The following is an 11003-nucleotide window of genomic DNA, read 5'->3' on the forward strand; positions in this document are numbered from 1 at the left end:
TTTCCCAAAGCGAACACTCAGGACGGAGCAAGCCCCATGTCCATTCCTCAATCCGGCGGTGGGCCGATCGAACGGCACGAACAGCTGGCCGAATACCTGGAATCGGGCTGCAAGCCCAAGGACGATTGGCGTATCGGCACCGAGCACGAGAAGTTCGGGTATTGCAAAGACACGCATCAGCCCCTGCCATTTCATGGCAAACGGTCCATCGTGGCTGTGCTCGAAGGACTGCGGGACCGCCATGGCTGGGCCGAGGTGCGCGAAGGTGGCGAACTCATTGGTCTGGAAAAAGATGGGGCGAATGTCTCGCTGGAACCCGGTGGCGCGCTGGAACTGTCGGGCGCTCCGTTGGAAACGATCCATGAAACCTGTGACGAGGTGAATGTTCACCTGCGCGAGGTCAAGGATATCGCCGATGAAATCGGTGTGGGTTTTATCGGTCTGGGCGCTGCTCCGGTCTGGAGCCACGAAGAAATGCCGCTGATGCCCAAGGGGCGGTACAAGTTGATGGACGCCTATATGGGCAAGGTCGGCACCATGGGCCGGTCGATGATGCGCCGCACCTGTACGGTTCAGGTCAACATCGACTTTGGCTCCGAAGCCGACATGGTGCAGAAACTGCGCGTCGCGCTGGCGTTACAGCCGGTTGCCACCGCATTGTTCGCCAATTCACCGTTTTTCGAGGGCAAGCCCAATGGGCACAAGTCCTGGCGTTCGCGTGTGTGGCGCGATCTGGACGATGCACGCACCGGCATGTTGCCATTCGTGTTCGACGACGGGTTCGGGTTCGAGGCATACGTGCAATACGCGCTCGATGTGCCGATGTATTTTGTCTATCGCGATGGCAAATACATTGACGCGCTGGGCATGTCGTTCCGTGATTTCCTGGTGGGCAAACTTCCTGCGCTGCCGGGCGAAACCCCGACCCTGTCGGATTGGGCTGACCATTTGACCACGGCTTTCCCCGAAGCCCGGATCAAGAAATACATGGAAATGCGGGGCGCTGATGGTGGCCCCTGGCGGCGTCTGTGCGCGCTGCCTGCATTCTGGGTTGGTCTGACCTATGATCAATCGTCGTTGGACGCGGCTTGGGATCTGGTCAAAGGCTGGGATGCCGAAACCCGCGAAGCCTTGCGCATCGCCGCATCCGTAGACGGGTTGCAGGCGCAGGTCGGTAACATCAACATGCATGATCTGGCGCGCGAAGTCGTGTCGATTTCGGATGCCGGTTTGCGGGCCCGGGCAAAACCCGGTGCCGGTGGTCTGGTTCCGGATGAAACCCATTTCCTGAACGCGCTCAAGGACAGCCTGGAATCTGGGCAGGTTCCTGCGGATGAGCTTTTGGAACGGTATCATGGCGATTGGAATGGCGACCTGAGCCGGATTTATGGCGACTATAGCTATTGACGATTAAAGGGGGCTCAGGGTTTGAGCCTCCTTCCGCTCCGCTCTCTCGGCCGGGTCTGATCAAACGGGTTTTGCAATCTAGCTTTCCCAAGCAGCGTCCTGGTTTCGATCTGGCGTTTTGACCGCGGTCAGCGGCAGAAACATGGCCGCTTCTGTGGGTTAGGTAGGGTTTTGCGAACCGACCTGGGGTGACAGGTCAGGGCAAGATGTGCATGCTCATATGTCAGAACCGGGAAAGGGATTTGGGATGAGCGCACGGATGGCACGACGGGTTTTTCTGGGGTTGGCGACGTCGGCCTTGGTGGCAGTTCAGGGTATGGCCCAAGGCGTAAACGGACTGTACCAGGTCGAAGGTCGCAACCCGGATGGATCGACCTATACCGGGTCGGCGCAATTGGTGGAAATCAATGGAACAGTCACCATCGCCTGGCAGGTGGCAGGACAGGGGTATCAGGGCACCGGAACCCGCAATGGCGATATCGTATGGGTCAACTGGGGTGCCGATCATCCAGTGGTCTATGTGGTCATGCCCAGTGGGCAGTTGCACGGCACCTGGGCCAATGGTCAGGCCTTGGAACGGTTGGTGCCGTAATCTTCCCATGCGCTGGGCGGGTTATTTTTGACCGATGCGGGGTTCGGTTCCGAGCCGGATTCGTTTGATGTTTTCGCGGTGGCGCCAATAGACCAGCAATGTCAGGGGGATGCCCAGAAGCAATGCGGCCCCGTTTGTGAGCAACACAACCCAAATGGTCGATGAAGCTGCCGCAATCAGTGCCGAAAGCGATGAGATGCGGGTCACGATGGCCGTCACCAACCACGTCAGGCAGCAGGCCACGCCGACTGGCCAGGCCAGCGCCAACCATAGGCCCAGAAAGGTCGCGACACCCTTGCCGCCCTTGAACCCCAGCCAAACCGGATAACAGTGGCCAATAAAGGCCGCGAACCCGGCCAGTTGTGCGGCGTCTTCGGGCGCAAAAGCCCGGGCCAGGAGCACGGCCGCTGCGCCTTTGCCACCGTCCAGAACCAGGGTCAGAAACGCGGCTGGTTTCGATCCTGTGCGCAGCACGTTGGTGGCACCAATGTTTCCCGAACCAATTTCACGCAGATTGCCCAACCCCATGAACCGGGCCACCACCACACCAAAGGGGATCGCCCCCAGACCATAACCGATCAGGACCCATAACAGCAGAATGGGCAGGTCAGATTCGAGCGTGGGCATCAGCTATCTCCGATAGACGGGGGTTCCGGCGACATAGGTTGCCAGCACCCTACCTTGCATCCGCTGGCCGTCAAACGGAGTGTTCTGAGATTTCGACCGAAGTTTGAACCGGTCCATGACAAAGGGCGTGTCAGGGTCGAACAGGACCAGATCCGCCGGGGCTTCTGCAGCGAGCCGACCACCAGCAAGGCCCAGCCGATTGGCCGGATTCAGTGACATGGCGCGAAACAGCGTTGGCAGGTCCAAGTGGCCCGAGTGATACAGGCGCAACGCAGCCGGCAACAAAGTTTCCATCGCAACCGCACCAGCGGCGGCTTCCTCGAATGGGAGACGCTTGCTTTCTTCGTCTTGGGGGGTGTGCATCGAACTGATGGTGTCGATCAAGCCGGTGCGCACCGCTTCGACCACTGCCAGACGATCGTCTTCGCTGCGCAAGGGCGGTTTGACCTTGAAGAAAGTACGATAGTCGGCCACGTCCAGCTCGTTCAGGGTCAGGTGATGGATCGAGGTTCCGGCGGTGATGTCCAGACCGTTGTTTTTGGCACGCTCAAGCGCGGGCAGGGCTCTGGCGGTGGTGATCTGGTCGGCATGATAGCGCGCGCCGGTCATTTCCAGCAGCGCAATATCCCGATCCAGCCCCATGCGTTCTGCCATGGGCGAGACGGCAGGTAAACCACGCAGCGAAGCAAATTTACCAGATGTGGCGGCGGCCCCTTTGCTCAGCTCGGGCTCTTGTGGATGGGCAATCACCAATGCGCCAAGGCTGCGCGCATAGGTCAACGCACGCGAAAATACCTTGGTATTGGCGACAACATGGTCACAGTCGGAAAAGGCCACGGCACCGGCATCCATCAGAAAGCCGATTTCCGTCATCTCGCGCCCTTCGCGTCCCTTGGTCAGGGCGGCCATGGCCAACACATTGACAGGTGTGTCGGCCTGGGCGCGGCGGTTGACGAATTCCAGCGTTTCCGGCGTGTCTATGGTTGGCGTGGTGTCCGGGCGGGTAATCATTGTGGTGACCCCTCCGGCAGCGGCGGCGCGGCCTGCGGACTTATAGCTTTCCTTGTGTCGCTCACCGGGTTCGCAGACCTTGACTCCGATGTCGATGATGCCAGGGGCCAGACATTTTCCATTGCAGTCGACGATCTCGTCCGCTGCCGGTGCCGGGGTTGCGGAACCGGTGCCAACAATGGACCCGGCGCGAACCAGCAGCCAGCCCAAGGTGTCGGATCCGGCTTCGGGGTCGATCAGGCGGGCATTGATGAAGAGGGTGGTGCTCATAGGCGGGCCCTTTCGATGGCGGCAATGGTGGCGGCCGGGTCGGCCTGGTATTTGATCAGATATTTCTGGCCGTCGGTCGTGATGACCTGGACATAGCTGCCCATGGATTTGACACCTGAAATGCTGGCCAAAGGCACGGAATGCCCTGTGGGGCCGACCAATGCGGTGCTTGTCAGGGTCCAGATGGCGGCCAGTTCTTCCTTGCGGGCATAGAACCCGCGCAGGGCGATTGCAGCCAAGCCACCTACGGCACCGGTCCAGATGTGCGGGCTGTCCATGACCCACAGAACCCCCATTGCGGCGGCCATGCCAACGGCAGCCATCCAGGTGTGGGCACGCAGATAGGCGGTTGCATCGGGGGAGATTTTTGTTTCGCTCATGGTCTTAGAACACCAGCAAGAGGAGGACGATGGTGATCAGGGACATCATCACGGCAAACAGGGTGAACCCGATCCGACGTGCACGGGCGCGAGCGGCACGCGGGGATTGTTTTGCTGCCGAATACAGCTGGGCGCTGGCGGTCTCTATGGGGGTGCCGCTCCAATTGGTGCTGGGTTCGGACAGCGTGGCGACCAGCTGGATCTGATCGGCCGGGTTCAGGCGGGTTTCGCGACCGCCAAAGGCGCGGCTGCGGATCAGCAGGACGTCGCCTTTGATTGCGCTGAGCACGTCGGACTGTGGGTCAATCTCTTCAGGCGATAGGCCGCAACCTTCGATCAGATATCCGGTCAGCCCCAACTCTTCGAGATCGTCGGTGGAAAAGATTTCGATCTGGTCCCGGTTCATCTCTTCGATGCCCAGCACCTGCTCGAGCGCACCGGTTTCGGACAGGAATTTGACCTGTTCGGGGCGCATATCCAGCGTGAAAACGCGGATAATCCCCCGTTCTCCGGTGGGAATGGTGATGGTCCCGGTCATCGGGTCAATGCTCCGCGGAAATGCGCTGGGCGCGTAGATTGCGGGCCAGAAGATCCATAGCGGCCATGCGCACGGCGACCCCCATTTCGACTTGCTCCTGAATGACTGATCGGTTGATGTCATCCGCGATGGTCCCGTCGATTTCGACGCCGCGATTCATCGGTCCGGGATGCATGACAATCGCGTCGGGTTTGGCCAACGACAGCTTATCCGCATCCAGTCCATAGCGGTGATAATACTCCCGTTCTGAAGGAATGAAGCCACCGTCCATCCGCTCTTTCTGAAGGCGCAGCATCATCACGACGTCCACGTCCTGTAGCCCCTCGCGCATGTCATCATAAACCTCGACCCCAAAGGCGTCGATCTGCGCCGGCATCAGCGTCGGCGGGCCAATCAGTCGAATACGGTTTTCCATTTTGCCCAACAGGATCAGGTTCGATCGAGCCACGCGGGAATGGGCGATGTCGCCACAGATTGCGATGTTCAGACGGTGCAACCGGCCCTTGGCGCGGCGGATGGTCAACGCGTCCAGCAGCGCCTGGGTGGGGTGTTCGTGACGTCCATCACCGGCGTTCAGCACGGCGCAGTTCACCTTTTGCGCCAGCAGGTCCACCGCGCCGGAATGCGGGTGGCGCACCACCAGCAAATCGGGGTGCATGGCATTCAACGTCATGGCTGTATCGATCAGGGTTTCGCCCTTTTTGATCGAACTGGCCTGCATGGCCATGTTCATGACGTCTGCGCCCAACCGTTTGCCTGCCAATTCAAAAGAGGCCTGTGTGCGGGTCGAGTTTTCAAAGAACATGTTGATCTGGGTCAGACCACGCAGGGTTTCGGAGTGTTTTTCCGAACGCCGGTTCAGATCGACGTATTCATCGGCCAGATCCAGAATCGCGGTGATATCATGTGGTTTGAGGTGTTCGATGCCCAGAAGGTGCTTGTGACCGAACGTCATTGAGGATGCTCCCTGCCGCGATGCTGGAGGGCTTATACGGGGGGTTGGGCGGCAGGGGCAAGGGGGCGGTGGATCAATATCCGGTCTGTCGGTCCACCAGACCTGCGGGTTTTTGTCCAGCTTCAAAGCTGGCGATGCCGTCTGCGATGAAACGGGCCACGGCCATGGGGTCTGCATCACCTGCCACATGGGGCGTGATGCGTATCCGGTCATGGGTCCAGAACGGGTGATTCTGAGGGAGCGGTTCGGTGGCAACTGTATCCAGTGCCGCCATCGCAGGGCGGCCACGCTCGAGGGCTGGGATCAGGTCGGGTTCGGCCAAATGGGCCCCACGGCCAAGATTGATCAGGATTGCGTCGTCGCGCATTTGATCCAGCAGCCTGGTGTTCAGAATACCCACTGTCTCATCGGTCAAGGGCAACAGGTTGACCACCGCCCGGCTTTGCGAAACCGTTTGTGCCAGCCCGCCAGATCCGCTGACCACAACCGTGCCATCAGGTTCCTGCCGGTCGCGCGAGGCATAGGCCGTGACCGGGTATCCCAATCCGCGCAGAGCTCGGGCCAGACAGGACCCAATCTTGCCAAACCCCAGGATGCCGACTGGGAATCTTGAGGGTGCAGTTCGGTTGATCACCGCCCACTGCTGTTGCGCCTGTTGATCAACATAGCCTTGCATCTGGCGTTGCCAATTGACGATGTGCCAAATCGCGAACCCGGCAATCATCTGCGCCTGCTCGTCAACGATCACCCGGCTGACGGTGGTTTCGGGTTTCAGACTGGGGGCGCTCAAAATCGCATCGACCCCGGCACCTGCGCTGGAAACCATGGCCAGATTGGGATAGGGCGCGAAATCCGAGGGATCCGGAGTAAAGGCGACGGCATGGCGGATCGTTTGCGGATCAACGACTTCTTCAGGAAACCGCATGGTGATCCAGGGAGCATACGTGCGCAGCCCTGCTTCGAAGAAATCCTTGAGGTCGTATTTTCGGCACAGGCAGACGAGATCTATGGGCTGCATTTCGGCTCCGTCCAAGTGGTGTTTGAGGGGCACCTTAGGCAGGACGCGCGGATGGGTAAAGCGCGCGCATTGGCGGTTTCCCTCGAGGTGGCAAGGGGGTAGCCTGTGGCGCATGGAATCGGCTCTGGATTATCATACGGCTCGCGCCTTGCTGGACTGGCAGATTGAACTCGGCGTGACCGAGACGATCAGCGATGCGCCAATCAATCGCTACGAGCTCGAGCAAAAAGCGCCCAAGCCCAATGCCGTCGAAACGGCCGCCGTTCCTGTCATATCCAAAGAGGTCGATCCGGTTGTGGTGGCGCAACAGGTGGCAAAAGCGGCCAACTCCCTGTCGGACCTGCGCGACGCTATGGGCAATTTCGAGCACTGCGATCTCAAACGCGGCGCTCGTAATCTGGTGTTTTCCGATGGCCAGGCCGGTGCACGTGTCATGATCATCGGCGAAGCGCCGGGCCGCGACGAAGATCGCCAAGGCAAGCCCTTTGTCGGGCGGGCGGGGCAATTGCTGGACCGGATGCTCGATGCCATTGACCTGAACCGCGAGAGCAACGTCTATATCACCAATGTCTTGCCTTGGCGCCCCCCTCAGAACCGGGATCCCTTGCCGATCGAAATCTCGATGATGGTGCCGTTTCTGCGCCGCCACGTCGAACTGGCACAGCCCGAAGTGTTGATCCTGATGGGAAATATCAGCTGTCAGGCTGTGCTGGCCAAACGGGGTATCACCCGTCTGCGGGGCAATTGGGGCGATGCCTGGGGCATTCCGGCCCTGCCGATGTTCCATCCGGCCTACCTGTTGCGTCAGCCGCATATGAAACGTCAGGCCTGGGCTGATCTGTTGGAAATCAAGGCGCGGTTGGGGGCGCTGGCGTGAAGATCCTTGCCTTTTCCGACCTTCATTTGAATGCCAACCGCGCCGCCGATCTGGTGTCGGCCAGTGCCGAGGCAGATCTGGTCATCGGAGCCGGAGATTTCTGCAATGTGCGGATGGGCCTGAGCGATGCGATGGCGTTGTTGTCCGGGCTCAAGGCCCCGATGGTTGCTGTACCGGGCAATGCCGAAAGCGCGCAGGAGTTGCGCGCGGCCGCTTTGCCGGGAACCACCGTGTTGCACGGAGAGGGGGGCTGCTTTGGCGGGCTGAACATTTTTGGTCTGGGGTATGGCGTACCCGAGACACCGTTTGGCAGCTGGTCCTGTGATCTGTCGGAATCCCAGGCTGCGCAGATGCTTGATGCCTGCACGGCGGCCGACATCCTGATTGCCCATTCCCCGCCCAAAGGGATTGCAGATCGCACGTCCGGTGGTGTGTCCGTCGGGTCCAGCGCCATCCGGGCCGCTGTCGAACGCGTTCAGCCCAAATTGATGCTATGCGGTCATGTGCATGATTGTTGGGGCGAACGCGGAGTCATCGGTGTTACCGACGTGATGAATTTGGGGCCGCGCCCCAATTGGTTCGAGGTCCAGACATGATCGACATGTTTACGCTTGCTACCTTTGTCCCTGCTGCTTTGGCGTTGAACTTGACGCCGGGCGCGGACATGATGTTCTGCCTGGGGCAGGGGGTACGTTCGGGCCCGCGTGCGGCGCTGTCTGCCAGCGCCGGGATTTCGGTTGGTGGCATGGTGCATGTGGCGCTGGGTGGGCTGGGTCTGGGAGCTGCTGTCGCGGCCATGCCCTGGATGTTCGAGGCTATTCGTTGGCTTGGGGTTTGCTATCTGCTCTATCTGGCCTGGGGCGCGTTTCGTGGTGGCAATGCACCGGGGGAAATTCGCGCCGCGCGGGCGTCTCGAGCCTTTCGAGACGGTATGCTGGTCAATCTGACCAACCCGAAAGTGATCCTGTTTGTTCTCGCTTTTGTCCCGCAATTTGTCGATCCGGGGGCCGGATCGATCCTGGTCCAATTTCTGATCTTTGGCGCGATCATGGGCACCACCGGATTCTTTGTGAACGGTGGGGTCGGCGTTTTTGCCGGATCCATGGGGCATTACCTGACCGGCAATGCAACGGCGGGTCGCTGGTTGGGTCGGATCTCGGGAACGATTTTTACCGGGCTGGCGCTGAGGCTGGCCATCATGGAAAGGGCTTGACGCACTATGTCTCGCATAGATGAAACCAAGGAATTCATCCCGGTTCGTATCGCGGTGCTGACCGTGTCGGACAGTCGATCTCTGGATCAGGACCGTTCGGGGCAAGTGCTCGAAGACCGGCTCAAGGCTGCTGGGCACATTCTGGCAGATCGCAAGATTATTCAGGACGAACGCGACCAGATCGCCGATCAGCTGCGCGCCTGGGTGGGGGACCCGCAGGTGGATGTGGTGATTTCCACCGGCGGAACCGGTCTGACAGGCCGCGATGTCACGGTCGAGGCGCACCGCGACGTCTATGAAAAGGAAATCGAAGCCTTTGGCACCGTGTTCACAATCATTTCGATGGAAAAGATTGGCACCAGCGCGGTGCAATCGCGCGCCACGGGCGGCGTCGCGGGCGGTACCTATCTGTTTGCATTGCCTGGCAGCCCAGGTGCCTGCAAGGATGCCTGGGACGGGATCTTGTCCATGCAGCTGGATTATCGCCACTTGCCCTGCAATTTTGTGGAAATCATGCCGCGTTTGGAGGAACACAAGCGACGGAAATGACGTGTTGGTGCGTGTAACGCTGTGTAAACGCTTTGTGGGTTGGAGAATTCTTGTGTCGACACTAGGTTATACCGGGTCGGCACACAGCCCGAATTAAGGATTGCCATGCGGTTTCTGCGACACAGCCTGGTCGGGGTTTTTCTGGCGTCAATGACGCTGGCCCTGCTGCTTTATGCGGGGCAGTTGGTCATGCAGGCGGTTCAAACCCGGCTGAGCAACGAACGCCCGGCACCGCCTCCGCGGGAACGGGTGTTCGCGGTCAACGTGGTAACGGCGAATTATGACCGGACGACCCCGGTGTTGCCTGCCTTTGGACAGATCCAGAGCCGCCGGTCGCTGGAGTTGCGCACGGTGATGCGGGGGCGTGTCATCCATCTTGCCGACAGTTTCGTTGAAGGTGGAACCGTGAAGGCCGACGAGGTGCTGGTACAGATCGACCCGGTGGATGTGCAGGCGGCGTTGGAACGGGCCCAGGCCGATTTACAGGATGCCGAAGCGGAGATTCGCGATGCGGCGCGCAACCTCGAACTTGCGCGTGCCGAATTGGTGGCGGCCCAGGATCAGGCGGATCTGCGTCAACGGGCGTTTAAGCGTCAGCAGGATTTGCAATCACGCGGAGTCGGCACCGCCGCCGCCAGCGAAGCTGCCGAGCTGACCGCCGCTTCGGCACGTCAGGCGGTTCTATCGCGCGGCCAGGCGGTTGCCCAATCCGAGGCGCGGGCCGACCAGGCGCAAACCCGACTGGCCCGCGCCCGCATTGCATTGTCCACAGCACAGAGAGATTTGGACGAGACAACCGTTCGCGCGGCCTTTGATGGGACGTTGCAAGGCGTGTCTCTGGTCGAAGGACGGCTGGTGTCGGCCAACGAAAAGCTTGCCGAACTGGTGGATTCCAAGGCATTGGAAGTGGCGTTTCGCATATCGACAGCCCAATATGCCCGATTGTTGGACACCGCGGGTGATCTGATCTCAGCCCCAGTGAATGTGTCATTGGATGTCACCGGCGCGGATCTGGAGGCCTCTGGCGTCATCGTGCGTGACAGCGGCGCAGCAGGCGAAGGACAATCCGGTCGGGTGATCTTTGCGCGGCTTGAAGCAGCACCGGGGTTCAAACCTGGAGATTTTGTAACCGTTGCCGTTCAGGAACCAGAGATTTCCAATGTTGCCCGGGTTCCAGCTTCGGCGTTGGATGCGGCGCGCACAATTCTGGTTGTGGGTCCAGATGATCGTCTTGAGAGCCTGCAGGTGGAATTGGTGCGGCGTCAGGGGGATGACGTTTTGATCCGTGGCGATGGTCTGGCCGGGCGCGAGGTGGTGACCGGGCGCACCCCATTGCTGGGTGCCGGAATCCGTGTGCGGCCTCTGCGTCAGGAAAGCGCGCTGAAACCCGAGGCTGCAATGCTGGAATTGAGCGACGAGGATCGCGCCCGTCTGGTTGCATCGGTGCAGGCCAACGACCGTATGCCCCAAGCGGCCAAGTCCAGAGTGTTGGAACAGCTGGCGGCGGCCAAGGTGCCCGCAGGGCTGGTGCGACGGATCGAAACCGGTAGCGGGGGCTGATCGGTC

Annotated in this window: 13 protein-coding genes; 7 read left to right on the forward strand and 6 right to left on the reverse strand. The window is 60.3% G+C overall.

Annotated features, from left to right (window positions below; all coding sequences use genetic code 11):
* Positions 1-36 precede the first annotated feature (36 nt).
* Complete coding sequence (locus tag K3727_04765; GenBank protein ID UWQ92114.1) at positions 37-1407, forward strand: glutamate--cysteine ligase; 1371 nt, start codon at positions 37-39, stop codon at positions 1405-1407.
* 259 nt (positions 1408-1666) lie between these two features.
* On the forward strand, positions 1667-1999 hold the full coding sequence (locus K3727_04770) for a hypothetical protein (protein UWQ93271.1): 333 nt from the start codon (positions 1667-1669) through the stop codon (positions 1997-1999).
* A gap of 21 nt (positions 2000-2020) precedes the next feature.
* Here the strand turns inward: K3727_04770 and plsY are convergent, their stop codons facing one another.
* The 6 genes from plsY to K3727_04800 all read right to left on the reverse strand — a co-directional run bounded on the left by plsY (position 2021) and on the right by K3727_04800 (position 6798).
* Complete coding sequence (gene plsY, locus K3727_04775) at positions 2021-2626, reverse strand: glycerol-3-phosphate 1-O-acyltransferase PlsY (protein UWQ92115.1); 606 nt, start codon at positions 2624-2626, stop codon at positions 2021-2023.
* 3 nt (positions 2627-2629) lie between these two features.
* Positions 2630-3907 carry a dihydroorotase gene (gene pyrC / locus K3727_04780; protein ID UWQ92116.1) on the reverse strand — a complete coding sequence of 426 codons (1278 nt, stop codon included), beginning with the start codon at positions 3905-3907 and terminating at the stop codon, positions 2630-2632.
* Entirely contained in the window at positions 3904-4287 is a 384-nt protein-coding gene (locus K3727_04785) for a hypothetical protein (protein ID UWQ92117.1), read from the reverse strand. Before K3727_04785 ends, pyrC begins: the two co-directional genes overlap by 4 nt.
* 4 nt (positions 4288-4291) lie before the next feature.
* A complete protein-coding gene (locus tag K3727_04790) occupies positions 4292-4825 on the reverse strand; it encodes a hypothetical protein (GenBank protein UWQ92118.1) in 534 nt (177 codons plus the stop codon).
* 4 nt (positions 4826-4829) lie between these two features.
* Positions 4830-5780: an aspartate carbamoyltransferase catalytic subunit gene (locus K3727_04795; protein ID UWQ92119.1), complete on the reverse strand. Its 951-nt coding sequence runs from the start codon at positions 5778-5780 to the stop codon at positions 4830-4832.
* Between the two features lie 73 nt (positions 5781-5853).
* A complete protein-coding gene (locus K3727_04800; GenBank protein ID UWQ92120.1) occupies positions 5854-6798 on the reverse strand; it encodes a hypothetical protein in 945 nt (314 codons plus the stop codon).
* A gap of 112 nt (positions 6799-6910) precedes the next feature.
* Between K3727_04800 and K3727_04805 the strand changes: the two genes are divergently transcribed.
* From K3727_04805 to K3727_04825, 5 genes are all read left to right on the forward strand, one after another.
* Positions 6911-7675 (forward strand): uracil-DNA glycosylase, encoded by a 765-nt coding sequence (locus tag K3727_04805; protein ID UWQ92121.1) that lies wholly within the window; start codon positions 6911-6913, stop codon positions 7673-7675.
* Complete coding sequence (locus K3727_04810) at positions 7672-8271, forward strand: metallophosphoesterase (GenBank protein UWQ92122.1); 600 nt, start codon at positions 7672-7674, stop codon at positions 8269-8271. The genes K3727_04805 and K3727_04810 overlap by 4 nt, the downstream gene beginning before the upstream one ends.
* Positions 8268-8888 carry a LysE family translocator gene (locus K3727_04815; GenBank protein ID UWQ92123.1) on the forward strand — a complete coding sequence of 207 codons (621 nt, stop codon included), beginning with the start codon at positions 8268-8270 and terminating at the stop codon, positions 8886-8888. Before K3727_04810 ends, K3727_04815 begins: the two co-directional genes overlap by 4 nt.
* Positions 8889-8894: 6 nt before the next feature.
* Complete coding sequence (gene moaB, locus K3727_04820; protein ID UWQ92124.1) at positions 8895-9437, forward strand: molybdenum cofactor biosynthesis protein B; 543 nt, start codon at positions 8895-8897, stop codon at positions 9435-9437.
* Between the two features lie 105 nt (positions 9438-9542).
* Positions 9543-10997, forward strand: coding sequence for an HlyD family efflux transporter periplasmic adaptor subunit (locus tag K3727_04825; protein ID UWQ92125.1), 1455 nt, complete (start codon positions 9543-9545; stop codon positions 10995-10997).
* Positions 10998-11003: the final 6 nt, after the last annotated feature.

Source organism: Rhodobacteraceae bacterium M382, assembly GCA_025141015.1.
Classification (GTDB): domain Bacteria; phylum Pseudomonadota; class Alphaproteobacteria; order Rhodobacterales; family Rhodobacteraceae; genus Aliisedimentitalea; species Aliisedimentitalea scapharcae.

Coding starts and splice junctions, on each gene's coding strand:
- K3727_04790 (UWQ92118.1), bottom strand. CDS start 4,825: ATGACCGGGACCATCACCATTCCCACCGGAGAACGGGGGATTATCCGC.
- K3727_04800 (UWQ92120.1), bottom strand. CDS start 6,798: ATGCAGCCCATAGATCTCGTCTGCCTGTGCCGAAAATACGACCTCAAG.
- K3727_04785 (UWQ92117.1), bottom strand. CDS start 4,287: ATGAGCGAAACAAAAATCTCCCCCGATGCAACCGCCTATCTGCGTGCC.
- K3727_04805 (UWQ92121.1), top strand. CDS start 6,911: ATGGAATCGGCTCTGGATTATCATACGGCTCGCGCCTTGCTGGACTGG.
- K3727_04825 (UWQ92125.1), top strand. CDS start 9,543: ATGCGGTTTCTGCGACACAGCCTGGTCGGGGTTTTTCTGGCGTCAATG.
- K3727_04770 (UWQ93271.1), top strand. CDS start 1,667: ATGGCACGACGGGTTTTTCTGGGGTTGGCGACGTCGGCCTTGGTGGCA.
- plsY (UWQ92115.1), bottom strand. CDS start 2,626: ATGCCCACGCTCGAATCTGACCTGCCCATTCTGCTGTTATGGGTCCTG.
- K3727_04815 (UWQ92123.1), top strand. CDS start 8,268: ATGATCGACATGTTTACGCTTGCTACCTTTGTCCCTGCTGCTTTGGCG.
- K3727_04765 (UWQ92114.1), top strand. CDS start 37: ATGTCCATTCCTCAATCCGGCGGTGGGCCGATCGAACGGCACGAACAG.
- K3727_04795 (UWQ92119.1), bottom strand. CDS start 5,780: ATGACGTTCGGTCACAAGCACCTTCTGGGCATCGAACACCTCAAACCA.
- moaB (UWQ92124.1), top strand. CDS start 8,895: ATGTCTCGCATAGATGAAACCAAGGAATTCATCCCGGTTCGTATCGCG.
- pyrC (UWQ92116.1), bottom strand. CDS start 3,907: ATGAGCACCACCCTCTTCATCAATGCCCGCCTGATCGACCCCGAAGCC.